This window comes from Paractinoplanes deccanensis, from assembly GCF_016862115.1.
GTDB lineage: Bacteria > Actinomycetota > Actinomycetes > Mycobacteriales > Micromonosporaceae > Actinoplanes > Actinoplanes deccanensis.
In genome coordinates this window covers 150,057-176,001 of record NZ_BOMI01000114.1, presented here as the reverse complement: position 1 = coordinate 176,001, position 25,945 = coordinate 150,057, and the positions used below count along the sequence as shown (strand labels likewise).

21 protein-coding genes are annotated in these 25,945 nt (G+C 72.8%); 11 read left to right on the top strand and 10 right to left on the bottom strand.

Features of this window, described 5'->3' with window-relative positions; translation table 11 throughout:
- A partial coding sequence (locus Ade02nite_RS28890; RefSeq protein ID WP_203770709.1) for a Clp protease N-terminal domain-containing protein occupies positions 1 to 1,144 on the bottom strand: 1,144 nt, incomplete at its 3' end.
- Between the two features lie 210 nt (positions 1,145 to 1,354).
- Here Ade02nite_RS28890 and Ade02nite_RS28885 point away from each other — a divergent pair.
- Entirely contained in the window at positions 1,355 to 2,182 is an 828-nt protein-coding gene (locus Ade02nite_RS28885) for a hypothetical protein (RefSeq protein ID WP_203770700.1), read from the top strand.
- Here the strand turns inward: Ade02nite_RS28885 and Ade02nite_RS28880 are convergent.
- The gene (locus Ade02nite_RS28880; RefSeq protein WP_203770698.1) at positions 2,179 to 3,084 is read right to left on the bottom strand and encodes a GNAT family N-acetyltransferase; all 906 of its coding nucleotides are present in this window, start codon (positions 3,082 to 3,084) and stop codon (positions 2,179 to 2,181) included. The two genes, Ade02nite_RS28885 and Ade02nite_RS28880, sit on opposite strands and share 4 nt — an antisense overlap.
- Positions 3,085 to 3,219: 135 nt before the next feature.
- Here Ade02nite_RS28880 and Ade02nite_RS28875 point away from each other — a divergent pair, with 135 nt between their 5' ends.
- From Ade02nite_RS28875 to Ade02nite_RS28865, 3 genes are read left to right on the top strand one after another with little or no spacing between them, the layout of a single operon-like run.
- A complete protein-coding gene (locus Ade02nite_RS28875; protein WP_203770696.1) occupies positions 3,220 to 5,724 on the top strand; it encodes an ATP-binding protein in 2,505 nt (834 codons plus the stop codon).
- A gap of 33 nt (positions 5,725 to 5,757) precedes the next feature.
- On the top strand, positions 5,758 to 8,277 hold the full coding sequence (locus Ade02nite_RS28870; protein WP_203770694.1) for a M14 family zinc carboxypeptidase: 2,520 nt from the start codon (positions 5,758 to 5,760) through the stop codon (positions 8,275 to 8,277).
- A 34-nt stretch (positions 8,278 to 8,311) separates the two neighbouring features.
- On the top strand, positions 8,312 to 9,583 hold the full coding sequence (locus Ade02nite_RS28865; RefSeq protein WP_203770692.1) for an MFS transporter: 1,272 nt from the start codon (positions 8,312 to 8,314) through the stop codon (positions 9,581 to 9,583).
- Positions 9,584 to 9,735: 152 nt separating this feature from the next.
- Here the strand turns inward: Ade02nite_RS28865 and Ade02nite_RS28860 are convergent, their stop codons facing one another.
- The 4 genes from Ade02nite_RS28860 to Ade02nite_RS28845 all read right to left on the bottom strand — a co-directional run bounded on the left by Ade02nite_RS28860 (position 9,736) and on the right by Ade02nite_RS28845 (position 13,381).
- The gene (locus tag Ade02nite_RS28860) at positions 9,736 to 9,963 is read right to left on the bottom strand and encodes a hypothetical protein (protein WP_203770690.1); all 228 of its coding nucleotides are present in this window, start codon (positions 9,961 to 9,963) and stop codon (positions 9,736 to 9,738) included.
- Entirely contained in the window at positions 9,960 to 11,567 is a 1,608-nt protein-coding gene (locus Ade02nite_RS28855) for an ATP-binding protein (RefSeq protein ID WP_203770688.1), read from the bottom strand. The genes Ade02nite_RS28860 and Ade02nite_RS28855 overlap by 4 nt, the downstream gene beginning before the upstream one ends.
- A 144-nt stretch (positions 11,568 to 11,711) precedes the next feature.
- Positions 11,712 to 12,965, bottom strand: a complete 1,254-nt coding sequence (locus Ade02nite_RS28850) for a hypothetical protein (protein WP_203770686.1) — start codon at positions 12,963 to 12,965, stop codon at positions 11,712 to 11,714.
- Between the two features lie 2 nt (positions 12,966 to 12,967).
- Positions 12,968 to 13,381: a hypothetical protein gene (locus Ade02nite_RS28845; RefSeq protein ID WP_203770684.1), complete on the bottom strand. Its 414-nt coding sequence runs from the start codon at positions 13,379 to 13,381 to the stop codon at positions 12,968 to 12,970.
- A gap of 247 nt (positions 13,382 to 13,628) precedes the next feature.
- Between Ade02nite_RS28845 and Ade02nite_RS28840 the strand changes: the two genes are divergently transcribed.
- Positions 13,629 to 14,045 carry a hypothetical protein gene (locus tag Ade02nite_RS28840; protein ID WP_203770682.1) on the top strand — a complete coding sequence of 139 codons (417 nt, stop codon included), beginning with the start codon at positions 13,629 to 13,631 and terminating at the stop codon, positions 14,043 to 14,045.
- Positions 14,046 to 14,055: 10 nt separating this feature from the next.
- On the opposite strand, the gene Ade02nite_RS28835 is transcribed toward Ade02nite_RS28840, so the two are convergent.
- The 3 genes from Ade02nite_RS28835 to Ade02nite_RS28825 form a co-directional block, all read right to left on the bottom strand.
- Positions 14,056 to 14,742 carry a hypothetical protein gene (locus tag Ade02nite_RS28835; RefSeq protein WP_203770680.1) on the bottom strand — a complete coding sequence of 229 codons (687 nt, stop codon included), beginning with the start codon at positions 14,740 to 14,742 and terminating at the stop codon, positions 14,056 to 14,058.
- 55 nt (positions 14,743 to 14,797) lie between these two features.
- Positions 14,798 to 15,988 (bottom strand): M28 family metallopeptidase, encoded by a 1,191-nt coding sequence (locus Ade02nite_RS28830; protein ID WP_203770678.1) that lies wholly within the window; start codon positions 15,986 to 15,988, stop codon positions 14,798 to 14,800.
- Positions 15,989 to 16,094: 106 nt separating this feature from the next.
- The gene (locus Ade02nite_RS28825; RefSeq protein ID WP_203770676.1) at positions 16,095 to 17,327 is read right to left on the bottom strand and encodes an SGNH/GDSL hydrolase family protein; all 1,233 of its coding nucleotides are present in this window, start codon (positions 17,325 to 17,327) and stop codon (positions 16,095 to 16,097) included.
- Between the two features lie 123 nt (positions 17,328 to 17,450).
- On the opposite strand from Ade02nite_RS28825, the gene Ade02nite_RS28820 reads away from it, so the two are divergent.
- From Ade02nite_RS28820 to Ade02nite_RS28795, 6 genes are all read left to right on the top strand, one after another.
- Positions 17,451 to 18,362 carry an ABC transporter ATP-binding protein gene (locus tag Ade02nite_RS28820; RefSeq protein WP_203770674.1) on the top strand — a complete coding sequence of 304 codons (912 nt, stop codon included), beginning with the start codon at positions 17,451 to 17,453 and terminating at the stop codon, positions 18,360 to 18,362.
- Positions 18,359 to 19,150 carry an ABC transporter permease gene (locus Ade02nite_RS28815; protein WP_203770666.1) on the top strand — a complete coding sequence of 264 codons (792 nt, stop codon included), beginning with the start codon at positions 18,359 to 18,361 and terminating at the stop codon, positions 19,148 to 19,150. Before Ade02nite_RS28820 ends, Ade02nite_RS28815 begins: the two co-directional genes overlap by 4 nt.
- 1,296 nt (positions 19,151 to 20,446) lie before the next feature.
- Entirely contained in the window at positions 20,447 to 20,623 is a 177-nt protein-coding gene (locus Ade02nite_RS28810; RefSeq protein WP_239169133.1) for a transposase family protein, read from the top strand.
- 115 nt (positions 20,624 to 20,738) lie between these two features.
- A complete protein-coding gene (locus Ade02nite_RS28805; protein WP_239169132.1) occupies positions 20,739 to 21,983 on the top strand; it encodes a sensor histidine kinase in 1,245 nt (414 codons plus the stop codon).
- Entirely contained in the window at positions 21,980 to 22,651 is a 672-nt protein-coding gene (locus Ade02nite_RS28800) for a response regulator (RefSeq protein WP_203770662.1), read from the top strand. Before Ade02nite_RS28805 ends, Ade02nite_RS28800 begins: the two co-directional genes overlap by 4 nt.
- Positions 22,652 to 22,761: 110 nt before the next feature.
- Positions 22,762 to 25,269 (top strand): HAD-IC family P-type ATPase, encoded by a 2,508-nt coding sequence (locus tag Ade02nite_RS28795; RefSeq protein ID WP_239169131.1) that lies wholly within the window; start codon positions 22,762 to 22,764, stop codon positions 25,267 to 25,269.
- On the opposite strand, the gene Ade02nite_RS28790 is transcribed toward Ade02nite_RS28795, so the two are convergent.
- Positions 25,218 to 25,925: a DUF4386 domain-containing protein gene (locus tag Ade02nite_RS28790; RefSeq protein WP_203770660.1), complete on the bottom strand. Its 708-nt coding sequence runs from the start codon at positions 25,923 to 25,925 to the stop codon at positions 25,218 to 25,220. The genes Ade02nite_RS28795 and Ade02nite_RS28790 overlap by 52 nt on opposite strands.
- Positions 25,926 to 25,945: the final 20 nt, after the last annotated feature.

The following is a 25,945-nucleotide window of genomic DNA, read 5'->3' as shown; positions in this document are numbered from 1 at the left end:
CGATGTACCGGTCGGCCAGCGTCGCCGCGGCCACCAGGGCGGCGTCGGTGATGCTGACGCGGTGGTGGGCCTCGTACGCGTCGCGCAGTCCGCGCAGGATCTCGATGGTGTGCGCGAGCGTGGGCTCGGCGACCGGGATGGGCTGCAGCCGGCGTTCGAGGGCCTTGTCCTTCTGGACGAACTTGCGGTACTCGTCCGAGGTCGTCGCCCCGATCAGCTGGAGCTCACCGCGAGCGAGCATGGGCTTGAGGATGCTCGCCGCGTCGATCGCGCCCTCGGCGGCACCGGCACCCACGAGGGTGTGGATCTCGTCGATGAACAGGATGATGTCGCCTCGCGTACCGACCTCCTTGAGGACCTTCTTGAGGCGCTCCTCGAAGTCGCCGCGATAGCGCGACCCGGCGACCAGCGATCCCAGGTCGAGGGTGTAGAGCTGCTTGTCCTTCAGGGTCTCGGGCACGTCGCCGGTGACGATCGACTGCGCCAGGCCCTCCACCGCAGCGGTCTTGCCGACGCCCGGCTCACCGGTCAGCACCGGGTTGTTCTTCATCCGGCGGGACAGCACCCGCATGACCCACTCGATCTCCCGCTCGCGCCCGACCACCGGGTCGAGCCGGCCCTCGCGGGCGCGCTGCGTCAGGTTCGTCCCGTACTGGTCGAGGACGGCGGACATCGGCCGCGGGACCGGCTCCTCGGCCGGTGCCGTCTCCGGGGCGCCGAGCAGCTGGACGACCTGCCGGCGGACCCGGTCGGGGCCGGCGCCGAGCTTGCCCAGCACCTGGGCGGCCACGCCCTCGCTCTCCCGGATCAGGCCGAGCAGGATGTGCTCGGTGCCGATGTAGTTGTGCCCGAGCTTCAGCGCCTCGCGCAGCGACAGCTCGAGAACCTTCTTGGCCCGGGGCGTGAACGGGATGTGCCCGCCCGGGGTCAGCTGCCCCCGGCCGATGGCCTCCTCGACCCGCTGCCGCACCTGCTCCAGGGCGACGCCGAGGCCCTCCAGGGCCCGCGCGGCGACGCCCTCGCCCTCGTGGGCCAGGCCGAGCAGCAGGTGCTCGGTCCCGATGTAGTTGTGGTCGAGCATCCGGGCCTCCTCCTGGGCCAGGACGACCACCCGCCGGGCACGGTCGGTGAACCGTTCGAACACGACACTCACGTCCTCGCGGCGAAGCCCCACGCCCTCCGCCCAAGGAACGCACGCGGGCGTGCGGAAGCGGATGGGGGTGATCGCGCTGAGTCGGAGCCTCTTGGCGTCGGCAGCGGGGCCCGCGTGGGGGGCCTCGCGACGCTCGTGCAGGCGCGCTGCGCCCCAACCGTACAACGGATCCGGCCTACGATGCCCGCAAGGAGGTCCACGATGAACGCGACCCGCAGCCGCCGGCCCGTGCCCGACCGGGCCCGCAAACGTGCCATCCGAGCCCTGGCCGCCGAGCTGGGCGTGCCCTATTCGGTCGCCGCGCGCCTGCTCACCGAGCGGGGCCGGTCCTCCGCCGGACAGCGGCGGCCGGTCTTCCCGGTCGGCGCCGGCGAGCACCGCGCGTGGATGTTCGCTGCGCGCGAACACCGGACGTTCACCGCCCGGGTGCGGGACGCCCGGCAGGCCGCCGATCTCCCGCTGGGCCGTGCCGCCCACCTGACCACGCGCTTCCCGCCGCTGCGCGTCACCGCCGGCTTCGGCCCGCTCTATCACGGCGAGGGCCGCGAGACCGCCCTCGCGATGCTGTACGCGGTGGTCGAGCACGAGTCGCCCGAGCTGCTGCCGCCCGCCGGCGAGCTGGCGTGGGCCGCCGAGCTGGGCGAGGACGCGGGCGTCGACATCGCCTGCGCCCAGGCCGACCGGGCGGCGCGGCGCCTGCTCGACGACGACCGGTGGCGGCTCTGGGTGCGGGTCGAGGCCGCGCTCACCGCCGGCGAGTCGCACCCCGACCGGCGGGTCCGCGACGCGGCGACCGTCCTCGGCCGGGAGCTGCGCAGCACCAGCCTGCGCGGCTCGCTCGACGGCGCCGGGCACATCCTGGACGCGCTGCTGGTCGAGCCGTACGCGGGCGACCCGCCCGGCACGCGCATCAGCGTCGACGGCCACCCCGGCACCGTGGTCGGCGCCAGGTGGGAGCGGCACGGCCCGCCGAGCGCGTACCTCGTACGACTCGATGGGTCCTCCGAGGTCGGCGTCGTCGAGCGTTAGGCGGCGAAGCCGCGCGCGGTGCGGGTCAGGGCGGTGAAGCCCACCTTGGTCAGAAAGGCCGCGTACGCCTCGTCGTCCGCGTCGCAGTAGTCGAGCAGCCGGGTGGTCTCACCCAGCCCTAGCCAGGCGGCGGCCTGGCCGACCAGCCATCCGCCGATCCCGCACCGGCGGTGGCCCGGCTCGACCCAGAGGTTGCCGACGTCCGCCCAGGCGCCCACGCGCGACATGCGCGGGCCGGCGTCCAGGTTGGTGTCGATCTCGATGTAGCCCACCTCGCCGTCGCCGCAGACCGCGGCGATCCGGGTGCCGTTGACGCCGAGGGTGCGCCGCACCGCCAGCCCGTCCGAGGGCGTCTCGGGCCGGCGGAGCTCGTCGACCGCCGCCAGATAGACCACCTCGGTGCGCCCGTCGTGCCGGAACCCGGCCCGCTCGTAGAGCGCCCGGACATGAGGCCACTGCTCCGGTACGCCGTACACGGCCGGCGCGGGCAGCATGCCGTCGGCGTAGCGCCGCGCGACGCCCCAGCGCTGGAACTGGGCGTGGCACGCCACCGCGAGGGCGTCACCGGCCTCCGAGGCGTCCGGCCAGTACGGCGCGTCCGGCCAGCACGTCAGCCAGTGGATCTCCCCGGCATTGCGGTATTCGGGCGCGGTCTCCTCGTCGTCGGCGTAGCGCAGCAGGTGGGCGGCGGCCACGACACGGCCGCGCTGCTCGGCGACGAGCGTGACCCGATCGCGCACCCAGCGGTCGACGACGAACTCGCCGGGCTGCCGCTCCAGCTGGCTCATCAGGCCCTGCGCGGAAACGGACACCCCGGGCACGACGGCGGCCACGTGGGCGTTCACCAGGTCGGTGACCTGCTCACGGTCACCGCGAAGGAACGGGCGGATCAACATCGACATGGGCGGACCTCCCCGCGGGCGCTGCAAGCGCGTTCCACCGGACGACCCGCTACCACGCGGTACCGCCACACGGTACAACGAATGCGACAGTCCCGGGGGCTGACCGGACCGGCCGGCCCTGACTAGCCTCGATGGATGGCGGCCTTCGCGGAGCTGCCCGACCCGGCCGAGGCGGGCAGTCTCGACCAGCTCGTGGCGCGCCTGCGGCTGCTCAAGGCGTGGGCCGGCGACCCGTCGTACGAGACGATCAAGGAACGCGTCAACGCCCGCCTCCCGGCCGGCGAGGCGGCCGGTCGCACCACGGTGGCCGACTGCTTCCGGGCGGGACGGCGGCGGGTGAACGCCGACCTGGTCGTCGCGGTCGTCGAGGCGCTGCACCCCGACCGGGGCTACGTAGCCCAGTGGCGCCAGGCGCTGCGCGTCGTGACCGGCGAGACCGAGGCGGCGTCGCAGGTGCGGGTGCGCGACACGCTGCCCCGTGACCTGGCGGAGTTCACCGGCCGCACCGCCGAGCTGGCGAGCCTGCGCGGGCCGGTCTGCACGATCGAGGGCATGGCCGGGGTCGGCAAGACCCAGCTCGCGGTGCACGCCGGCCACCTGATGGCGCGCGATCAGCCGTTCGAGCGGGTCCTCTTCGTCAACCTGCGCGGCTTCCACGACGACCCGGCCCAGCCGCCCGCCGATCCCGGTGCGGTCCTCGACGGCTTCCTGCGGCTGCTCGGGGTGCCGGGCCAGCGGATCCCGCACGACCTCGACGGGCGGGCCGCGCTCTACCGCCGCGAGCTGGCCGGGGTGCGAGCGCTCGTGGTGCTGGACAACGCGGCCGGAGCCGCTCAGGTGCGCCCGCTGCTGCCGGGCGCGCCCGGATGCCGGACCCTGATCACCAGCCGGCGGCGGCTCCGCGGGCTCGGCGCGACCCGCCTGACGGTGGGCGTCTTCAGCACGGCCGAGGCCGAGGCGTTCCTCGCGAAGTCCGTGCCCACGGCGCCGGTGGGTCCCGACGCCGGAGCGGGTGCGCGAATCGCGCGGCGCTGCGGTCACCTTCCCCTCGCGCTGGGCCTGATCGCCGCGCACGTCCGGCAGAAGCCAGGATGGACCCTGACCGATCACGCCGACCGCCTCGACCAGCGGCACCGCGACCGGCGGCTGGACGGTGGCGTCGAGCTGGCCCTCGACCTGTCCTACCGGCACCTCCCGGATTCCGAGCGCCGGATGCTGCGGCTGGCCGCGCTGCACCCGGGGCAGGACTTCGACGCGTACGCCCTGGCGGCGCTGACCGGCGACGGCCTGGACCTGGCGCGGCCGGCGCGGCTCTGCGCCGACCACCTGCTCGAGCAGACGGCCCCGGGCCGGTACACGTTCCACGACCTGGTCCGCGCCTACGCCGCCGTCCGCGCCGACGACGAGGAGCGCCCCGCGGAGCGCCGGGCCGCGCTCACCCGGCTCTTCGACCACTACCTGACCACCGCCGCCGCGGCCCTTGCCACGCTGCGGCTCGCCGAGGGCTCCGGGCAGCCCACGTTACCCGCGGCGGTCACCCCGGCCCCGGACGTCTCCCGCCCGGACGACGCCCTGGCCTGGCTGAACACCGAGCGGCCGACGCTGATCGCGGTCGTCGCCCACACCGCCGCCGAGGGGTGGCCGCGGCACACCGTCGCGCTGTCCCGCGTGCTGCTGCCGTACCTCTCGGGCGGCAACGGCGCCGACGTGGTCACCGTGCACGCCCATGCGTACCAGGCCGGCCGCGACGCGGCCGATCGGGCGTACGCCGTGTGGGGCATGGGCCTCGGCAAGGTGCGGCTGGGCCGGACCGACCAGGCCGCCGAGCTGTTCCGCCGGGCGCTCGGCCTCTTCCGGCGGGCGGATGACCCGGCCGGCGAGGCCCGCGCCTCGCACAGCCTCGGCAACCTCGAGCAACGGCTGGGCCGCTACCCGCAGGCCGCCGCGCGCTACCGGCGTTCGCTCGCGATGTACCGGCGGTCGGGCGACCGGGACGGCCAGGCGCGCGAGCTGCACGGCCTCGGCATGATCGCCGAGCGGACCGGTGACTGCCGGGCGGCGCTGCGCCACTACCGCCGGGCCCTGGAGCTCTACCGGCTGGCCGGTGACCCGTCCGGCGAGGCCGACGCGCTCAACGGGCTCGGCGACGTCGAGGCGAAACTCGGCGACCACGTCGCGGCGGGCGACCACCTGCGCCAGGCCCTCGCCCTGCACCGCCGGCTCGGCGACCTGGCCTGCGAGGCCGAGGCGCTCGACAGCCTCGGCCTGCTGCACACCCGTCTCGGCCGGCCCGGCGAGGCCGCCACCCATCACCGGGAGGCGGTCCGCATCTGCCGTGACACGGGCGACCGGGACGGCGAGGCGTGGGCGCTGAACGGCCTCGGCGAGGCCGAGCTGGCCGCCGGGCGCGCCGCCGAGGCGCTGGACCGGCATGCGGCCGCGGCCGCCGTCGCCGCGGAGATCGGCGCGCGTGAGCAGCAGGCCCGCGCGGACGCCGGCCTCGGCCACGCCCACGCGGCGCTGGGCGACACGGCTCGCGCACGGCATCACTTCGATCGCGCGGTCGCGCTCTGGAGCGAGCTCGGCGTGCCGGTGAGCGACGACGTCCATCGCGCGAGGGGAATGACCCAAGCGGTATGACCATCGACCGCCCGCGATGGGTCAAAGTGCATTGTGGACCTCTCAAGGCTCGCCGCGGGTATCGGTGCGGCTCTGCTCATCACCGTCTCGGCCGTTCCCGCACGGGCCGGCGACCGCGACGGCGACCGGCCCTCGACGCGCGAGTTCGGCAACGGGCCCGAGCGCAACGAGGTCGCCGCGCCGGACAGCGCGGCCGCGCGGATCCTCGCGGCGGAGGCGGGCACCGCATGGAAGCCGGGGCGCCAGGGCTATCCACGCCGGCACGAGCTGCGGGTCTACCCCGACAATCCGGACGACCGCGCGATCAAGCTGGGGCTCATCCCGTACCACGGCATCGCCCCGAAGCTGAACGCCCTGCAGCAAGCGTCCGACCGCGTCTCCGCAGAGGTGGTGGGCCACTCGGCGCTCGGGCGCGACCTCTACCTCGTCACCGTCACCGCGCCCGAGACCGCCGCCGAGGCCGCCCGCCAGGACCGCTGGCGCGAGCTGATCGAGAACGATCCGGCCGCCGCGAAGCGGGACCGGTCGCTGGCCCGCGGCTACAAGACACCCGTCTGGATCAACGCGAACATCCACGGCGACGAGTGGGAGGGCACCGACGGCGCGCTGCGCGTCATCGAGCGGCTCGCCACCGCCACCGACCCCGCCACCAGGGCGTTCCTCGCCCGGAGCCGGGTCTACGTGACCGTCACCAACAACCCGGACGGTCGCGTCGCCGGCACCCGGGCCAACGGCGCCGGCTTCGACGTCAACCGCGACCACGCGACCAGCTCGCAGCCGGAGTCGCGCGCCGTGCGGGACGTCGTGATCGCCACCCAGCCGTTCGTGATGCTCGACGAGCACGGCTACACCGGCACCACGCTGATCGAGCCGGCCACCCCGCCGCACGGGCAGAACTACGAGTACGACCTCTACATCAAGCACGCCCTGCCGAACGCGCTCGGCATGGAGGCCGCCATCCAGCGCCTCGGATACCCGGAGACCGCCCGCGCCGACATCCCGTTCCGCGACTACGCGCCCGGCGACTGGGACGACTGGCCGCCGATCTTCACGCCGATGTACGCGATGTACCACGGCGCGATCGGCCACACCGTCGAGATCCCGCTGCGGGTCAACCGCGCCGAGTACACGACGCTGCCGGTCGAGGAGCTGCGCCGCCGGTCGGGCATCAACACCGACGTGGCCGCCGCGACGATCGAGGCCGCGCTGACGTACGCCGACACGAACCGCTCCGCCCTGCTGGCCGACCAGATCGAGCAGTTCCGCCGCGGCTGGGCCGGCGAGCCGCAGCGCGAGATCCCCGACGGTTTCGTGCCCGGCTTCGGGCCGGAGGACCGCTACTCGACCGAGTTCCCCCGGGCGTACGTGGTGCCGGCCGGCGACTCGCAACGGTCCGCGCCCGCCGCCGCCCGCCTCGTCGACCACCTGGTCGCCCACGACGTGCGCGTCACGAAGGCCCGGCACAGCTTCACGCTCAACGGCCGCCGCTATCCGGCCGGCTCGTACGTCGTCGACATGCACCAGCCCAAGCGCGGCCTCGCCAACGTGCTGCTGGAGGCCGGGCGCGACATCTCCGAGCTGGTTCCCCAGATGTACGACATCTCGGGCTGGAGCCACCGCCTGCTGTGGGGCGCCTCGGTCGACATCAGCCGGTCCGCCGCGCCGCGCGTCGCCACCGTCCCGGTGATCAAGGCGGCGTCCACCGGCTCCGTGCCGTGGGCCCGCGACCTGGCTCTCACGCTGCGCGACCCCGCCGACGTCCGCGCCGTCAACGCCCTGCTCGACGAGGGCGTCAAGCTGCGTCTCGACGGCGCTGACACCGTCGTGGTCCCGGCCGCCTCGCGAGCGTTGGCCGTGTCGGTGGCCGGCCAGTTCGGCGTACGGTTCACCGCCGCCCCTCACGGCGGCGCGGGCGCCCCGATCTCCCGCCCGGTGCTGGCGGCGGCCGTCTCCGCCGACGAGCTGTTCGCGCTGCGCGAGATGGGCTTCGACGTGCGTACCGTCTCGACCGCCACCCTCAACGCCGGCGCCGACCTGACCGGCGTGACCGGCCTCGTGGTCTCGTCGGGTTTGAGCTACACCCAGCTGAACGCGGCCGCCAGGGCCCAGGTCGACGATCTGCTCAGCCGCGGCGGCGTGGTCACCCGGGGCGTCACCGGCGCCGGTTTCAACGCGGCGGCCGGCCTGCTCCCCGCCACCGCGGTCGCGGGCCGCGGCGACGCCAACGGGGTCGTCGCCGTCCGCAACACCGGCACCGTCGTCGGGGCCGGGTCGCTGCCCCACTCGTTCGTCTACTCCCCGCTCTGGTTCACCGGCGCGGGATTCACGGTCGAGCAGCGGTACGCCGACGACCCGCTCGTCGCCGGCCATTGGCTGCCCTCCGCGCCCGGCGCCGGCGGCCCGTCCCAGGCGGCCGGGCAGGCGGCCGTCGTCTCGGGCACCACGGCGCGCGGCAGCCGCGCGGTCCTCTTCGGCACCGAGCCGCTCTTCCGGGCCCACCCCAAGGGCCTGTACGCCCAGTTCGCCCGCGCCCTCTACTGGACCAACTCATAGACCTCAAGCGAGGTTCAAGTCGTACGGTGTGCCGATGGGCGTGTTCCTCCAGCTCCTGATCAATACGCTGCTGGTCTCGGTCACCAACTTCACCGTGTGGTTCGCGGTCACCTTCTGGGTTTACCTCGAGACCCGGTCGGTCTTCGCCACCGGCGTCATCTCCGGCATCTTTCTGGTGATGACGGCGCTCACCGGCATCTGGTTCGGCAGCCTCGTCGACCACTACCGCAAGAAGACCGTCATGCAACTGTCGGCGGCCACGTCCCTCATCCTGTACGCGGCCGCGCTCCTGCTCTACCGCATGACCCCAGCCGCCGAGTTCCGCGACCCCACCAGCGCCCGGCTGTGGCTGCTGGTGGTGCTCCTGATGTTCGGCGTGATCGCGGGCAACGTCCGGACGATCGCCCTGCCCACCCTGGTGACGGTCCTCATCGAGGAGCCCCGCCGCGACCGCGCGAACGGCCTCGTCGGCACCGCCTCCGGCGTCAGCTTCCTGGTCACCTCGGTGATCAGCGGCCTGCTCGTCGCTCTCGGCGGCATGCTCTGGGTCCTCGTCCTGGCCCTGGCCGTCCTGGCCGCCGCCCTGCTCGCGCTGGCCCCGCTGCGCCTGCCCGGCAACGCCACCGAGCCCGCCGCCGCCGGCACCGGACGCGCCGTCGACCTGCGCGGCACCGTCCGGGTCATCCGCGAGGTGCCCGGCCTGCCCGCGCTGATCGCCTTCTCCGCCTTCAACAACCTGCTCGGCGGCATCTTCATGGCCCTGCTCGACGCCTACGGCCTGTCCCTGGTCTCCGTGCAGGCGTGGGGCCTGCTGTGGGGTGTCCTGAGCACCGGCTTCATCGTCGGCGGCCTGCTCATCGCCCGCACCGGCCTCGGCAAGAACCCCGTCTGGCTCCTCCTCATGGTCAACATGGTCCTCTGGACCGTGACCCTGCTCTTCCCGCTCCGCTCGTCGACCGTCTGGCTCGCGGTGGGCCTCTACATCTACATGCTGGTCGTCCCCTACGCCGAGGCGGCCGAGCAGACCATCCTGCAAAAGGTCGTCCCGTACGAACGCCAGGGCCGCGTCTTCGGCTTCGCCCAGAGCGTCGAGCAGGCCGCCTCACCGCTGACCGCGTTCCTCATCTCCCCGATAGCCCAGTTCGTCTTCATCCCGTACATGACCGACGGCGCCGGCGCCCGCCTGATAGGCGACTGGTTCGGCACCGGAGCCGACCGCGGCCTGGCGCTGGTCTTCGTCCTCACCGGAATGATCGGCATCTTCGCCACGACTGTCGCGTTGCGCAGCCGCCCTACCGCCGGCTGAGCCGCCGCTACGCCGAGGAGCCGGCTCCCGTCCCCTCCTGACGGCCCTCGGCGAGATGTCACCAGGCCCACCCGGCGGCCCATGGCGCTTTGGCCTGCCCGATGTCCGGGCTCGCCACATCGGTTCGGAACCGCAAGGCCGGCTGGGAAAGGTCAATGAGCGCCGTGCCAGCGCCGAAGGCTCAGCGCGTGGACCTCCGCCGTGGCCTGCGGCATCGCGGCGGCTCCCGTTGCGCCGCCGATCGCCAAGACGGTGTGGTCATGCACATTCGCGGCGGCCAGGCTGGAACGGCCCGCCGGTAGTTGCGCCTTGAGCAGGTGCCAGTGGCCGGTCTCCACGTCGAAGACCTCGGTCGTACGCCTCAGCAGCGGGGTGGTCATCCCGGGGCGCCGGGTGCCGCTGTGGTGTCGGGTTTGCTGCGGGGGAGCCGGACGGTGAAGGTCGAGCCCGGCCCGGTGGTGCCGGTCAGGGTGATGCTGCCGTGGTGGCGTTCGACGATGGTGCGGGTGATGACCAGGCCCAGGCCGGTCCCGGGGATGCGGCGCTCCCGGGCGGTGGAGGCGCGGTAGAAGCGGCGGAACAGGTGGGGGCGTTCGGCGGCGGGGATGCCGATGCCGGTGTCGGTCACCGCCCAGATGATCTCGTCGGTGTTGTCGTCGGCCGCGGCGGTGACCGTGATGGTCCCGCCCGTCGGGGTGTACTTGACGGCGTTGGAGAGCAGGTTGTCGGCGACCTGCCGTAAGCGGTGGGGATCGGCGTGCAGGGCCAGCCGCTCCGGCACGTTCACCACGATCGTGAGGTTCTTGCCGGCGGCGGCCTCGCGATGGGCGGCGAGGGCTTCGCCGAGGATGGCGCTCAGGTCGGTCTCGACCGGGTCGATGGCCACGTGCCCGGCCTCCAGCCGGGCCAGGTCGAGCAGATCGGAGGCGATCACGCTGAGCCGCTGCGCGTTGCGGCCGATGGTTCTCAGCTGCTCGTGCTGCTGCTCGGTCGTCAGGCTCTCGAGGTCCTCGTCCAGCAGGGCGGTGGCGGCGGTGATCACGGACAGCGGGTTGCGCAGCTCGTGGGTGACCAGGGCGAGGAACTCGTCCTTGGTCTTGGCCAGCTCGACGGTGAGCTCCTCGGCGCGGCGGCGCTCCAGGTACTGGCCGACCTGGGCGGCGATGCCGGACAGCAACGCGATCAGCGTGTCCTCGGGGTCCTCGATCCGGTCGCCGTAGACGCACAGCGCGCCCAGGGTGTGCCCGCCGCTGGACACGGGCACCCCGACGGCGACGTGCAGGCCGATGCGGGCGGCGGCGCGGCTGCGGAACGAGGTGACGTCGGCGGCGAGGTCCGGGATCCAGTCGGGGGCGCCCTGCGCGTACACCCGGCCGGGCAGCCCGATGCCGGGTTCCAGCTCCTTGAGGCCGAACGCGTTCAGGCGCAGGTCGCCGCGCACGTGCCGGGCCGTGCAGCTGACCACCTGCCGTTCCTCGTCGGCCAGCCACAACTCCGCGACGGGCCAGCCCATCCGCACGCCGAGCGCCTCCGCGACGCGGGCGGCCGCGACGTCGCTCGACTCGGCCTCGGCCAGGCCGCGGGAGACGGCGGCCTCGACAGCGGCGAACCGGCTGACCCGCTGCCCGATCGTCACGTCCTGCACGAGCGCGTGGAACAGCCGCGCGTCCGCGTCCTCGGTCACCGTGACGGTCAGCTCGACGGGGAACTCGTGACCGTCGCGGTGCATCGCGTTGACCTGCATGCGCCGTCCCACGATCCGGCAGCCGCCGTCCGCCACGCACCGGGCGAGCCCGGCCAGGTGCGCATCGCGCAGCGACGGCGGGATGATCAGTTCGGCCATCGGCCGGCCGCAGGCCTGCTCGAAGGAGTAGCCGAACATGGCGTGCGCGGCCGGGTTCCACGCGACCACCAGGCCCTCTTCGTCGATCGCGACATAGGCGTGCGGTGCGGCGGCCAGCACTCCCTGGAGGTTGCGCAGCACGCGGTCATCGCAACTGAGTGGTCCCACTGGCTGCATGGCGCTCCCGAGGTGTGCACGAGCACGACCCGCCCGGGGCACGCGGGACGACTACCGAGCCACGGTAACTCTCCGCCGCCCGGCGCGGGCACCGAACCGCGAACGCGGTCAGAGGGAGATCCCCCCGGGGTGGTCAGGCCACGGATCGTCCGGGAGCGGCTCGGGTGGCTTGGGCGGCTCGGGTGGCTCGGGTGGCTTGGGCTGCTCGGGTGGCTTGGGCGGCTCGATGTCCGTCTCGACGTGGGGGATCTGGGTGACCCTCTCGTGCAGCTGGATCACGTCGCCGATGGCGGCGCCGTCGACGTCGGCGACGACCAGCTCCTCGCCCGGCTCGGGCATCGGGTACCAGGCGCCGAGCTGCAGGGCGCCCGCCGGGTGGAAGTCGAGCCGTTCGACGATGTCGCGGAGGCGGCTGTCGAGGGCGGCGGTGCCCTGCCCCTCCCGGCCAGGGCTCGGGCACAACGTCTCCGCCAGCTCCTCGGCCAGGCCGGGCTGGGAGCTGAGCAGCGCCTCGGCCCGGGGCGGCTCCGTGACCCGGTAGTAGAACGACACCTCCTGGCGGTTGAAGTCGCCGATCTGCACGCCGGTCACGTCGCCGAGGAGCAGCTCGCGGAGGAAGCCGAGCAGGGTCGTTCTCCGGTCGACGACCAGCTGGTCGCCGCCCCCGGGACTGCCGGAGGATGCCAGCCTGTCGACGAGGTCCGCCCGATGTGCGGTGTTGGCCGGGTCGTTCCTCAGCGCTTGCACGGCGCGCCGCACGGCGGACGACTCGAGCACGCTGTCGAATCGGATCGTCATGGTGCGTGCCTTCGCGATGAAGGTCACCACCTGCACGCCGCCGTCGCCGACCTGCGCCGCTCGCACCCGTACCAGCTCGATGATCGCGGCTTGGGTCACGCCGACGGTGGCGTCCGCGGGACCCAGGTCGCGGGTGGTGAGCGAGATCGTCTCGTCGAAGGGGGTGCCGAGGGGAGGACCCGCCGGGTGGAGCCCCGAGGAGTACAGGTCGGCGGTGTCGGTCGCCTCGGTCACGCCGTGCACGAACTCGCTGACCGGCGGCAGCGCCCCGAGCACCTCCTGCGGGCCGATGCGCCACAGCGGCAGGACCAGGCCACGCGGGCGCAGCACCACCCGTGCCTGCTCGGGCGCGTCGCCGGCCAGGAGGTCCCGGTGGCATTCGCTGTCGAGTTGCGGGATCTGATCGCCGAAGCCGGCCCTGTCGGGCAGCAGGTCGGAGCGCCAGAAGTGGGAGACGACCTGGTCGCCGTGCACGGCCGCCCGGTGGAGGAGCAGGACGAGGCCGTCACCGCGATGCCACAGCCACATCAGCCTGAGGCGCGTCGCGTGCTTCGGATCGCTCACGGTCAGTCCTCGGGCCTCGCGGCCCTGGGCGGCCGCGACCTTCTCGGCAGGTTGATCATCAAGGCGAGCAGACGCGGCAACCGGTTCATGACCATGACGTTGCCGTTGCCGATCTGCAGGCCCCGGACCGATCGGGCCACGACCAGCGGCTGACGGGCGCCGGTCTCGAGCGGCCGTGCCGGGCCCGGCGGAGGTCCGTGCCGGGGGTCCGCGGGGCGTTCCGCGTCGGCCGGGGGAGCCGGGCGCCTCAGGTAGGGGGCGCCGAGCGCCACGACGGCGACCACGACCCCGATCGCACTGGCGAGCTTGTCGGCCCTGTCGAGCCCGGACACCGCGAGATAGACGATCAGGGCGGCGACGACGAGCGCGAACGTGCCCCGCCCGGCCCAGATCCACCGCGACCTGCCACCACCCACGCCGACCACCTCCGCCGCTGAGCGCCGCCGTCGAGCGACCCCGCCAGTCTAAGTCGGAGAGTCAGCACACAGTGAACACGAATCCACACAGCGTGGCCGCCGGTGCGGGGTCGTGCGGGGCACTCCTACCCTGTGCGCGTGCTGCTTGCTGTTCTTCAGGTCGATCCCCAGAACGATTGGGTGGACTATCTCAACCTGGTCCTCGCCGGCGTGGGCGGCTTCGCCGGCGCGATCGCCATCGTCATCGTTGAGCGGCACGTACGCGACCGCGGAGGCGGTGGGCCTGCCCTACCGCGAGGCTCACGCCGCGTTGCGGGCGGCCGAGTCCAAGCACACCGCGCTTCGTCGTAGCCTGCCCCTCGTCGAGCATCTCACGCAGAAGATCCGGTTCTTCAACGACCCCGAGTCGGCCGAGCGGGAGCGCGCGGTGCTCGCCGAGTGGCTGCCCGACGTGCCCGAGCTGCGAGACGACTGCGAACAGTGGGCGAAGCTGCGCGACCGGGTCGACGAGGAGCTTCAGGCGCTCGACGTCGAGATTCGGGAGCTCGCCGGACACCGCGACGCGCTCCGCGGGGAGGCTCGGGCGGCGTTCTTCGAGCGGCTGGGCGACGAGATCCACCAGGCGATCAACGACCGGGTCGGGGCGCGCGCCGCTCGGGCGTGAGCGGCGCGGGTCAGGCGAGCAGCGCCTCGCGCATCTCCTTGCCCGGGTTGAAGCCGCCGACGACCGCGGGGGACGACGGGTCGTACACGTTGATGGTGTTGTTGCGGCGCATCCACTCGCGGACCGGCTGGGGGAGTGGGGGCTCGTCGCTCATCGCGGCGCGCAGGTCGCGGGCCGTGGCGATCAGGCGGTGGGCGAGGGTGGCGGCGTCGGTGTCGGGGCGGACGCGGGCGAACTCCCAGCCGTCGAGGGTGAGGTCGAGGATCTCGAAGAGGTGGGCCAGGGTGGGCAGCGGGTCCAGGGCGCGCACGGCGCGCTTGGCGTCGGTGCCGAGGGCGGCCGCGGCGGCGTTCACGTGGATGTACGGGTGGAGGCCGCCGGGCAGGGTCCACAGGTTCCAGCGGAGGCGGCCGGCCGTGTCGCGCCACAGGGGACGATAGTTGCGGCGGTCGGCGGCGAAACCCAGCGCGGCGGCCTGGGCGGCCACGTCGGCGTGGGCGGCGTCGGCGAACTCGCGCAGGATGGCGGCCGCGGCGAGCAGGCCGTCGTCGCCGGACAGCTGGGCGGCGGCCTCGCCCGCCTGGCCCTGGAACGTGCCGGGCACGTGGGCGCCGTACCGCTGACGGAGGTCTTCGACGATCGCGTGCTGCTGGCCGGGGTCCTTCTGTTTGCCGGACCCGCGCCGGAACCACCGCATGTTTGTCTCGACCTCACCGGAGCCGCAGCCGCATGAAAACGCGGCAATGGTAACGCTACCCGGGCACGAGCCAACCGGCCAGGGCGGCCGCGTTCATCCGCAGGATCTCCAGGGCCAGGTCGAAGTCGATATTGGCGAGCCGGTCGTTCTCGCTGTGGATGGTGCCGTTGGCGCTGTCGTTGCCCTCGATGGTCAGCACCGCGGGGACGCCGGCGGCGATGAACGGCACGTGGTCGCTGGCGAACGGGTTGAGCGACGTCTCCACGCGCAGCCGGGTGTAGGTGGCGGCGGCCGCAGACAGGTCGTCGATCAGGCCGCGGGAGACCGGCGCGCCCTCCAGCAGCACGGCGGGTTCGGCGCTGTTCCGTACGCCGATCATGTCCATGTTGAGCACGGCGCGGATGCGCGAGCGCTCGGCGGGTGGCAGCGCCGCGACGTACTGCCGGCTGCCGAACAGGCCCTGCTCCTCGCCGCCGAAGAGGATGAGCCGCACGTCGTTGCGCCAGGCGCGGGTGGCGAGGACCTGGCCGAGCAGCAGCACCCCGGCGGCGCCGCTGCCGTTGTCGTCGGCGCCGGGGGCGAGCGCCTCCGGGCCGCCGGCCAGGTTGACCGAGTCGAGGTGGGCCGTCACGAGCACGACGCCGCGCGGGCCCTCGCCGGTGCCGGGACGGTCGGCGATCACGTTCTCGCTCTGGCCGCCGCCGACGACCACGGCGAACCGCGACGTCGCGAACCCCAGGGCGTTGAGGGCCGCCTCGGCGCGGTCCGCCGCCTGGCGGAACCCCGCGCTCAGCGAGTGGCGGGTGTCCAGCTGGGAGATCCAGGTCAGATCGCTCTCGTACGTGGGGCGCGTGGCGCTCAGCAGCAGTTTCTCGACCTCGGGGTCGGCGGCTCCGGCGCGGCGCTCGGGGCGGTCGACGGCGACCCCGTCCGCGGGCAGCGGCTCCACCCGCCAGCAGGTGTCGGCCCGCTCGCGCAGCGCCACGCCGGCGTCGACGATCAGGTGCCGGCCGTGGTCGAGCACGACCGGCACGCCGGGGTGCGCGTCCTGGAAGGCGCGGCCCACCTGGGTGACCAGCGAGAGCTCGGACTCGGCCGTGCCCCGGCGCGCGGCCTCGGGAGCCGGGTCGCCCTCCTGCGACCAGACGAGCAGCTGGTCGCCGACGCGCACCTGGCGCGCCCGCGTGCGGCTGCGGGCTGCGGACCGGTCGGCGGGCAGCACCGCCCAGCGGATCTGTGGTTCCACGGCGAGCACCTCCCGCTAGTTTTTCCTGACAGCCGACACTGCGCCTGCCGGGACGGCGGCCACAGTCACCCACGCGACACCCCAGGTGTCACGTGCGGCGGGCCGGTCAGCGAAACAGGCTCAGGTCCACGGCGTTCGCGATCGCCCGCATGCCGGCGTCGTTGGGGTGCAGGTGGTCGCCGCTGTCGTACGCGGGGAGGTAGCGGGTCTTGTCGTTCGGGTCGTGCGTGGCGGTGTCGAGGTCGACCACGGCGTCGCAGCCACTGCCCGCGGAGCGGAGGAAGGCGTTCACCGCCGTACGGCCGGTCTCGCCCTCGGCGCTCCAGTAGCCGGTGCCCTCGAACGGCGTCAGCGTCGAGCAGAAGATCTTGACGCCGGCGTCGTGGCTCCGCCGGATCAGGCTCTTCAGCGCGGTGATCAGCTGGTCGCCGGTGGGGCGCTCGTCGCCGAGGTCGTTGATGGCCGCGTCCGAGAAGATGATCCACTTCACGCCGGGCTGGTCGAGCGCGTCGCGGTCGAAGCGCGTCTGCGCGCTCTGGTCGCCGCCGTCCAGGAGCAGCTTGTCGCCGTTGATGCCGGTGTTGAGCACGCCGACCGTGCGCCCGGCCGCGGTGAACCGGGCCGCGAGCAGGTCGGGCCAGCGGCGGTTCGCGCCGAGCGTGGACTCGCGGCCGTCGGTGATCGAGGCGCCGAGCGTGACCACGGCGCCCTCGGCCTCGGGGTTGCGGACGTCGACGCCGGCGAGGAAGAAGTAGCTGTCCACGGTCTGCGCGTCCTGGATGGTGGCGTTCGTGGTCTGGTCGTTCCAGCCGACGTAGTTGTGCCGGCCGGCGTAGGCGTGCTGCGTGGTCGCCCCGCTGCCGTTCGGCAGGTACGCGCTGACCGCCACGTCGCCGCCCGCCGGCAGGGTGAAGCCGATCGCGTCGCTCTGGGCCGCCTGGCCCGCCGGGATGGTCACGGTGGGCGAGCCGCCGAAGGTGACGGCGGTGGAGGTGGCGGGGTCGATGGCAGCGCCGCCCGTGCTGAGCGCCACGTGGATGTTCGCGAGGGTCAGCGGGCCGGTGCCGAAGACGTTCGACAGCCGGACGCGGACGCCGGAGCCGCCGATGCTGGTGTGCGCGATCTGGCGTACCGTCTGCTTGCCGAACTCGCGGCCGCCGCGCTGCACGGCCACCGCCCAGGTGCCCACCCACTGCTCCGCGGCGCCGCCCGCCGTGCCGCCGGCCGCCGAGGTGGGCGCGGGCTCGGCGGGTGTCCGCGGGGCGGTCGAGCATCCCGCCGCCGTGAGGACCGCCATTGCCACCAGGGCCGTGATCGTGGTCTTCCAGGTCCCGGTCATCGCCCCCACGGTACCGAAGTCGATCACGGGATCCCGCGATGTGGTACCGCGGTACCACCGGGCCGAGGCAAGATCGAACCGCGGTACGACGTCGCCCGCTCCCGGTCCGGCGACGCTGGACACATGATCGAAGCACGAGAGCTCACGAAGGCGTACGGCCAGAAGATCGCCGTGGACGGGCTGACCTTCACGGTCCGTCCGGGCGCGGTGACCGGATTCCTCGGCCCGAACGGCGCCGGCAAGTCCACCACCATGCGCATGATCGTCGGCCTGGACCGGCCCACCTCCGGCACGGTCACGGTCAACGGGCGCCGCTACGCCGACCATCCGGCGCCGCTGCGCGAGATCGGCGCTTTACTCGAGGCCAAGGCCGTTCATCCCGGGCGTACGGCGTACGACCACCTCATGGTCCTGGCCCACACGCACGGCATCTCCCGGCACCGCGTCGAGGAGGTGATCGGGCAGACCGGCCTCGACCAGGTGGCGCACAAGCGGGCCGGCGCGTTCTCGCTCGGCATGGGCCAGCGGCTCGGCATCGCGGCCGCGCTGCTCGGCGACCCGGCGACCGTCATGCTCGACGAGCCGGTCAACGGCCTCGACCCGGACGGCGTCCTGTGGATCCGCAACCTGCTCACCAAGCTGGCCGCGGAGGGCCGCACGGTCTTCCTGTCGTCCCACCTGATGAGCGAGATGGCCCTGGTGGCCGAGCACCTGATCGTCGTGGGCCGCGGCCGGGTCCTGGCCGACACGACGGTGCGCGACCTGGTCCGCGAGGCGGGCGGCGACGCCGTGCTGGTGTCGACGGCCGATCCCGTACGGCTGCGCAGCCTGCTCGCCGGCCCCGGCGTCGAGATCACCGGCCGGCCCGGCTCCGAACAGCTCACGGTCACCGGCCGCACCCCACGCGAGATCGGCTTCACGGCGGCCGAGCACGGCATCCCGATCTTCGAGCTGACCCGCCACGAGGTCTCCCTGGAAGAGGCCTTCATGAACCTGACCCACGACGCGGTCGAGTACGCCGGGAGGGCGGCATGAGCATCTCCGCGACGTACGAAGGCGTCACCCGGCGCCGCGTGGCCCGCGCCGAGCTGACGAAGTTCCGCTCGCTGCGCTCCAGCTGGGTGACCCTCGGGCTGGCCCTGCTGTTCCTGATCGGCTTCGGCGTCATCGCCGCGGCGCAGGCCCGCACGGGCAACGACGCGCCCGGCGCGGAAGGGGCGACGGGCTACAGCATGGCGCTGTTCGGCGTGACGTTCGCGCTGATCGCCCTGGGAGTGCTGGGCGTGCTGACGTCCTCGGCCGAATACACGACCGGCATGATCCGCTCGACGCTGGCGGCGGTGCCCCGCAGGCTCCCGGTCCTGTGGGCGAAGGCGGCGACGTACGGGGTGATCGCGTTCGTGGTGGGCGCGGTGGGCGCGCTGGTGGCGTTCCTGGCCACGAGCGCGATCCTGTCGGGCACGAGCTCGGCGGTGAGCTTGTCGGATGCGGGCGTGGTGCGAGGGTTGCTGGGTGCCGGGGTGTACCTGGGGCTGGCCGGGGTGATCGGGGTGGCGCTGGGGGTGCTGCTCCGCTCGACGGCGGGCGGGATCTCGGCGCTGGTGGGCACGTTCCTGCTGGTGCCTGGGCTGATGGCGTTGCTGCCGGATTCGTGGTCGGACGCGGTGACGCCGTATCTGCCGAGCAATGCGGGGGCGTCGCTCTATGCGCTGACTCAAGGGGATGGGGCGCTGAGCGCGGGGGCGGGGTTGCTGGTTTTGCTCGGGTGGACGGCTCTGGCGTTGGTGGGGGCGGCTTATCGGCTCAAGCGGTCGGATGCCTGAGTGGTCGCCTCGGAGGGCTTGCTTGTCTGGGAAGTCGGCATTTGCGCCCGTCCTCGAAGTGGCCGAGATCTCGATGCGATTTTTCCCTCCTGATGTTGATGATCGCAGCGATGCCGTATCGCCTTGTTTGCGTTCATTCAGATTACGCTCGCATTGTGGCGCCGGCGAGTTCAAATCAACAATATGGCATGATCGGATATTGGCGTGACGAGGCCCGTCCGCGGGGCAATAAGTCATGGCGAAGACGCGAATTGGCACGGATCAGCAATGGCCGACTCTTGCACCACGCCGGCCGGCCGCGCAAGCTTACGCAATCCCTCATTGCTGAATTCCGCGGGTTCGCGGGCCCAGGTGAGCAGGTGCTTCGCCCCGTTCAGGCCACGGTAAGCCCAGGAGCTCCGCAGTTTCGGTCCACGGAGAGGACGGCCCGAAGGAGCGGTGCATGCTTGTGGAGCGGTTTCGCTTCAGCGCACAAGAAGGGCGGCCTTTCGATGTGCGGCTGATGCTGAAGAAATTCGCCCAGCTGCCTGCGCCAACGCGAGTCCGGGCATGGTGGCGACGGCGCCGATGCCTCGGGTGGTCGGTGGCGCTGTTCAGGTGAAGAGGTGGCTTATTGCGGCAATGAGTGAGATGCCCGGCCGCACGCTTGTGCAGACCGGTGGGTGAGATGGCAGGGCCGGCCCCGCGCGGGAGCGGGCAATCGGTGGTGTGCCGCGCTCGATGGCATCCGGTGCGGCGGGCGGCGGTCAGTGGGGTCCGGGCCTGTGCGGGCGGATGCGGCGTCGCCCGGCCGGCGTGATCGGTGAATCGCAGAACGCCGAGTGCACCGGGCCCGCCCTAATGAGTCTTGGGAGCTACCTTTTCGGGGTGTTTCTGGTAGGTGGCCCGCTGGCTGGTGAGCACTGGTCCGCCCGGGACGTTGAGTTCTGATGGGAGATCGTGCCCCGGCTGGTTGGTGCGTGCAGCGTGAGCGCTGATGGGATGTCGTGCCCGCTGAGAGTTGGTATGAGCACTGCTTCATTAGGTCGCGTCGGCTGCACCGCGACTTCGGCGCCAACATCCAAGCGATCATCAATCCGGACGGGCTTCCGATCTGGACAGCCGACGCTTTGCCGGGCCATCTTCACGACCTGAGCTGCGCCCGGGAACTGGGCGTCACGCGGCCCTGAACTGGGCAGCCGCCGAACTCGACCTGCCCGCCCTCGCCGACGCCGGCTACGAAGGCGCAGGTCACGGCATCAAGACCCCGACCGGCAACCCGCCGACGGCAAACCCCTCGCCATCGCCAACCGCACGGTGAACCGGCTCTTAAGCGGCCTGCGCTGGCAAGGCGAGCGGGGCTTTGCCATGCTGACCGGCCGCTGGAAAACACTCCGGCACAGCACCATCAGCCCGACAAGAATCGGCGACGTCGTCGCCGCAGCACTCCACCTCACCCACTTCGAATACCGATATCTATCCGAAGCTCGCTGAGATCACCTCAGTGTGCCGGATCGGTGCTTGATCGTGCGGGTGGGCTGTGGACACGGCTTCTGTGGAAAACCGCGGCGGCCCCGAAGGCAGCGTGGTGCCGAGGGAGGATGGGCACGTGAGCAGCGGCGATGTGCGGGGCGACACGGCGCTGATCCGGGTCGGGCAGGCGGTTCGGCGGTTCGATGTGCGGCGGCCCTGGGTGCTCGACACGGGGCTGGTGGTTCTGCTCTTCCTCAACTTCTGCCTGCCGGATCTGGGCGGGGTACGGCACGGGGACGGGCCGGTGGCGTTCTCCGACCTGCCGGCCGGGGAGATGGTCGCGCTGCAGCTGGCCTTGCTCGTTCCGCTCTGGTGGCGGCGGCGGGCGCCGATGGTGGCCTTTCACGTGGTCATGCTGGTCTTCGTGGCGCAGTGCGCGGCGGGGGTGCTGCTGCGGGCGGACGCGGCGGTGGCGATCGCGCTGTACAGCCTGGTGCGGTACGGGCGGTTCGATCGGCTGGTGTGGGCGGTGCCGGTGGTGCTGGTGTCGTTCGTGCCGGCCACGTGGCGGCTGGCGGACCGCATGGGTGTCTCGGACATCCTGTTCTTCCTGGCGAGCGTCTACACGGCGGCGGGGGCGCTGGCGATCGCGGTGCGGTTGAGGCAGGCGTACGTGGTGGCGCTGCGCGAGCGGGCCGACCGGCTGGAGGTGGAGCGGGAGCAGCGGGACCGGCTGGCCACGGCCACGGAGCGGACCCGGGTGGCGCGCGAGATGCACGACATCGTGGGGCACAGCCTGTCGGTGATCGTCTCGCTGGCGGACGCGGGGGCGTACGCGGTGGACAGCGCCCCGGAGCGCAGCCGGGAGGCGTTGAAGCTGATCGGGGACACGGGGCGCAAGTCGCTGGCGGAGCTGCGCCGCACGGTCGGGGTGTTGCGGGACAGCGAGGACGAGCCGGAGTTGAGTCCGCAGCCGGGCATCGGCGACCTCGACGCGCTCTGCGAGCGGATGCGGGCCGCCGGTCCCGGCATCGAGTACCGCACGTCGGGCGACCTCGCGGGGCTGGATCAGGGGGTGCAGGTGGCCGCTTATCGGATCGTGCAGGAGTCGCTCACCAACACGCTGAAGTACGCGGGGCCGCGCACCACGGTGAGGCTGCAGCTGGTCGCCGAGCAGGGCCGGCTGCGCATCGAGGTCCGGGACAGCGGTCCGCCCCCGGACGACCCGCGGCGGCGGGACGGTGGGACCGGGGAGGGGCATGGCCTGGCCGGGATGCGTGAGCGCGCGGCGATCTACGGCGGGACGGTGAGCGCGGGCCCGATGCCCGGCGGCGGCTGGAGCGTGACAGCCGACTTGAGGGCAGAGGAGGGCGGCGCGTGATCCGGGTGCTGATCGTCGACGACCAGCAGTTGCAGCGGTTCGCGTTCCGGATGTTGCTGGAGAGCAACGCGGGCACCGAGGTGGCCGGTGAGGCGGGGAACGGCGCCGAGGCGGTGCGCCTGGTGGCGGAGCTGCGGCCGGACGTCGTGCTGATGGATGTGCGCATGCCGGGGCTCGACGGCATCGAGGCGACCCGCCGGATCGTGCGGGGCGGTGGGCGGACCCGGATCCTCATGCTGACCACCTTTGATCTGGACGAGTACGTGCACGCCGCCCTGCGGGCCGGGGCGAGCGGCTTCCTGCTCAAGGACGCGCATCCGGAGGAGCTGCTCGCCGGGATCCGGGCCGTGGCGGCCGGCGACGCGGTGATCGCGCCGGCGCTGACCCGGCGCCTTCTCGACGAGTTCGTCCGGCTTCGTCCCGGCGAGGGGCGGGCGGCCGAGGACGATCAGCGGCTGGGCGGGCTGACGGAGCGGGAGCGCGAGATCCTCGTGGCGATCGGGCGCGGCTGGACGAACGGGGAGATCGCCGAGCGGCTGGTGCTCTCCGAGTCGACGGTGAAGACGCACGTGGGCCGGGTGCTCGCCAAGATCGGCGCGCGGGACCGGATCCAGGCGGTCATCTTCGCCTACGACATGGGCCTGGCCGGGCCCGGCGCGGCCGAGTAAGCGGCCGGCGCAGCGAAGGCGGGAACGGCCGAGTAGCGAAGCGCGGGCGGGAGAGTGACGCCCTGTGTATGGTCAAACCGTAATCATCCGGGCTGATCGGGCGGCTGATCATGGACCTCGACGTACGGCCGGTGCCGGTGGAGGGGCTGTCCGAGGCCGAGGCCGAGGCGCGCCGCCGCAGGGGCGAGGCGAACGTCACCGGCAAGGGCGGCGGCCGCAGCTACGCCACCATCCTGCGGACCAACGTCTTCTCGTTCTTCAACATCATCCTGTTCGTGATCGGCATCGCGCTGCTGGCGCTGAGCCGCTACAGCGACGCGCTCATCAGCGTCGGCCTCGGCCTGATCAACGCCGTGATCAGCGCGTTGCAGGAGATCCGGGCCAAGCGCAAGCTCGACCGGCTCCAGCTGCTCGACCGGGCCATGGTCGTCGTCGTGCGCGACGGCCGGGAGGTGTCCGTGCCGCCCGGCGCGGTGGTGCGCGGAGACCTGCTGCGGGTGCGCGCCGGCGACCAGATCGTGGTGGACGGCCCGCTCCAGCACGGCGGGCGCCTCGAGGCCGACGAGTCGCTGCTGACCGGCGAGTCCGACCCGGTGGTCAAGTCGCCCGGCGACGACCTGCGCTCCGGCAGTCTCTGCGTGGCGGGGGAGGGCTTCCAGCACGCGCGGGACGTGGGCCCGCACAGCTACGCGGGCCGGCTCACCACCGAGGCCCGGCGCGCCACCACCGACGAGACCCCGTTGCAGCGGCGCATCGAGTTCGTCGTCCGGCTCGTCATGGCGCTGGCGTTGCTGATGAGCCTGACGATCCTCGCGCAGGCCGCGCTCGAGGGCTTCAGCGTGCTCCGCGTCGTGCAGATGGGCGCCGTGCTCTCCGGCCTGGTCCCGTACGGCCTGTTCTTCCTCATCGCCGTCGCCTACACGGCCGGCGCCTCGCGCATCGCCGGCCAGGGCGCGCTCGTGCAGCAGGTCAACGCCGTCGAGTCGGTGAGCAATGTGGACGTCGTCTGCACCGACAAGACCGGCACGCTCACCACCGGAAACCTCACCGTCGACGAGATCGTGCCGCTCGGCGGGTACGACCCCGGCGAGGCCCGGGAGGCGCTCGGCGCCCTCGCCCGCAGCTGCACGACGCCCAACCTCACGACCGTCGCGCTGGCCGCGTCGTTGCCGGGGGAGCCGTTGCGAGTGCTCGACGAGGTGCCGTTCGCGTCGTCGCTGCGCTGGTCGGGCGTCACCACCGAGACCGTCACCTGGGTGCTCGGCGCTCCCGACGCGCTGGCCGGCAGCCTGCGGTGGCCGGTGCCGGAGGACGAGGTCACCAGCCGTACGGGCCGGGGCCTGCGGGTGTTGCTGCTCGCCCGCGCCGACGGCCTCGGGCAGCGGCTGCACGACGATCAGGGCCGGCCCGTGCTGCCGGCGCTGCAGCCGGTCGCGCTGGTGGCGCTGGCCGACGAGTTGCGCCCGGAGGTGGCCGAGACCGTCGCCCGGTTCCGTGCTGACGGCGTACGGCTGATCGTGCTCTCCGGTGACGATCCGCGCACCGTCGCCGCGCTGGCCGCGCGTGCCGGTCTGGAGCCGGGCGAGCCCGTACCGGGACATGCCCTGGACGGTCTGGACGACGCGGCGCTGGACCGCCTCGTCGAGCGCACCACCGTCTTCGGTCGCGTGGCCCCGGAGCAGAAGGAGCGGATCGTCGCCGCGCTGCGCCGCCGCCACCACTACGTGGCGATGATCGGTGACGGGGTGAACGACGCACGGGCCCTCAAGGGCGCCCAGGTCGGCGTCGCGATGCGCAGCGGCAGCGCGGTGACCCGCGACGTCGCCGACATCGTGCTGGTCGACGACTCGTTCGCGGCGCTGCTGCCGGCGCAGCGCGAGGGCCGCCGGATCCTCAATGGAATCGGCGTCTCGCTCTACGTCTTCCTGGCGCGGGTGGCGTCCCAGGGTCTCGTGATCCTCGCGGTGACGATGCTCGGGCTCGGCTTCCCCTATTCGCCGGCGCAGGTGGGCCTGACCCTGCTGACGGTCGGCGTGCCCACGTTCTTCCTGACGTTCTGGGCCAAGCCGCTGCCGCCGGACGAGCATCTGCTCGGCAACATGGCGCGCTTCGTGGTGCCCGCCGCGGTGGTGACGGCCGGTTTCGGCACGGCGATCTACGCGGTGTTCTACCACCTCATCGAGAAAGGCTTCTCCGACGGCCGTACGCCGGCCGAGGTCATCACCGAGTTCGAGCGCTACACCGGTCTGACGTACGGCAGCGACACCGACTTCGCCGAGGCCGCCGCGACGATCGGCGCGCAGACGGGGCTCTCCACGTTCTTCTGCCTCGCGTCCTTTGTGCTCATCCTCTTCCTCTTCCCGCCGCACCGCTTCTTCTCGGCGTGGACCCCGACCGTGCGCGACCGCCGGCCGCTCTATCTGGTGGCCGGCCTGGTCGCCGTCTTCTTCGCGGTGCTGTTCGTGCCGGTGCTGTGGACATATTTCGGGCTCGCCGGTCCCGCCGAGCCCACCTTCGAGGTGGTCTTCCCGATGCTGGGCCTGTGGTTCGTGACGTTGAGCGTGGCCTACCGGTTCCGCGTCATGGACCGGGTGCTGGGGCTCGACAAGCTGCCCTGAGCGCCGGACGGCTCCCGGAACCCCTTGACGATCAGCCAGACGCCGAGCGTGAGCTCCCACGCGGCGATGGGCAGGGCGGCCAGGGCCGCCACAGAGCTTCTCTGGCCGTACGCGTCGCAGAGCACCGCGATGTCCGACGCGAGCAGCAGCGGGGCCCCCACGAGGCCGAGCAGCGGGATGAGGCGCGGCACGAGCCCGGTCCGGTAGAGCACCCAGCCGAGGCAGAGCGCGTTGAGCACCGGCATGAGGCTCTGCCCGAGCAGGAACGTCCCGTCGTAGACCTCGGTGAGGACGCGGCCCGCGGTCAGCAGGGAGCCCGCCTCGGCCGTGCCGCCGCCCTCGCGCCGCAGGGTGAGGACTGTCAGCACGCTGATGACGCCGACGAGGATGAGGGCGCCCTCCACGACCCGGGCGGCGAGGTAGCCGAGGCCGGCGCTCTCGTGGTAGCGCCGCATCACCGGGACCAGCGCCACGGCGGTGCCGACGCAGGCGATCGCGAGGAAGACCTCCAGGACCGCGCCGAGCGTCACGGTGCCGGCGTCGCCCGCGCCGAGGACGAAATCCGCGTGGTCGCGCAGCGGCTCGTAGAGCGTCAGCGTCGGGATCGACAGGGCGAAGGTGAGCAGGTAGAGGACTCCGGCGGTGGCTGCTCTCATGGTGCATCCCTTCCCGAAGG

Bases quoted from the DNA above. Each gene is read 5' to 3' on its own strand.
- Ade02nite_RS28790 (WP_203770660.1), bottom strand. From the start codon at position 25,925: ATGAGAGCAGCCACCGCCGGAGTCCTCTACCTGCTCACCTTCGCCCTG.
- Ade02nite_RS28860 (WP_203770690.1), bottom strand. From the start codon at position 9,963: ATGACCACCCCGCTGCTGAGGCGTACGACCGAGGTCTTCGACGTGGAG.
- Ade02nite_RS28815 (WP_203770666.1), top strand. From the start codon at position 18,359: ATGAGCATCTCCGCGACGTACGAAGGCGTCACCCGGCGCCGCGTGGCC.
- Ade02nite_RS28865 (WP_203770692.1), top strand. From the start codon at position 8,312: ATGGGCGTGTTCCTCCAGCTCCTGATCAATACGCTGCTGGTCTCGGTC.
- Ade02nite_RS28885 (WP_203770700.1), top strand. From the start codon at position 1,355: ATGAACGCGACCCGCAGCCGCCGGCCCGTGCCCGACCGGGCCCGCAAA.
- Ade02nite_RS28835 (WP_203770680.1), bottom strand. From the start codon at position 14,742: ATGCGGTGGTTCCGGCGCGGGTCCGGCAAACAGAAGGACCCCGGCCAG.
- Ade02nite_RS28820 (WP_203770674.1), top strand. From the start codon at position 17,451: ATGATCGAAGCACGAGAGCTCACGAAGGCGTACGGCCAGAAGATCGCC.
- Ade02nite_RS28795 (WP_239169131.1), top strand. From the start codon at position 22,762: ATGGACCTCGACGTACGGCCGGTGCCGGTGGAGGGGCTGTCCGAGGCC.
- Ade02nite_RS28880 (WP_203770698.1), bottom strand. From the start codon at position 3,084: ATGTCGATGTTGATCCGCCCGTTCCTTCGCGGTGACCGTGAGCAGGTC.
- Ade02nite_RS28825 (WP_203770676.1), bottom strand. From the start codon at position 17,327: ATGACCGGGACCTGGAAGACCACGATCACGGCCCTGGTGGCAATGGCG.
- Ade02nite_RS28875 (WP_203770696.1), top strand. From the start codon at position 3,220: ATGGCGGCCTTCGCGGAGCTGCCCGACCCGGCCGAGGCGGGCAGTCTC.